1 protein-coding gene is annotated in these 407 nt (G+C 67.8%); it reads right to left on the reverse strand.

The window, feature by feature from the left end:
• On the reverse strand, nt 1-407 hold a 407-nt coding region (locus ACGWYJ_RS39065; protein WP_395111763.1), incomplete at both ends, for an enoyl-CoA hydratase-related protein.

Here is a 407-nt window from a genome sequence, read left to right on the forward strand (position 1 = left end):
CGGGTCAGGCCGCCCGTTCCCGGCAGCACGCCGAGCAGCGGCAGCTCCGGCAGCGACACCGCCGACGAGCGGTCGTCCACCAGCATGATGTGCTCGCACGCCAGCGCCAGCTCGTAGCCACCGCCCGAGGCCGTGCCGTTCAACGCGGCCAGGTAGGTCTGCCCCGAGTTCGCGGTCGCGTCCTCGATCCCGTTACGGGTCTCGTTGGTGAACTTGCAGAAGTTCACCTTCCACGCGTGCTCGGCCGCGGCCAGCATCCGGATGTTGGCGCCCGCGCAGAAGATCTTCTCCTTGCCGCTGGTCACCACCACCGTCCGCACCTCGGGATGCTCGAACCGCAGCCGCTGAACGGCGTCGTACAGCTCGATGTCCACGCCCAGGTCGTAGGAGTTCAGCTTCAGCTCGTA

This window comes from Actinomadura sp. SCN-SB (assembly GCF_043906805.1).
Lineage (GTDB): Bacteria > Actinomycetota > Actinomycetes > Streptosporangiales > Streptosporangiaceae > Spirillospora.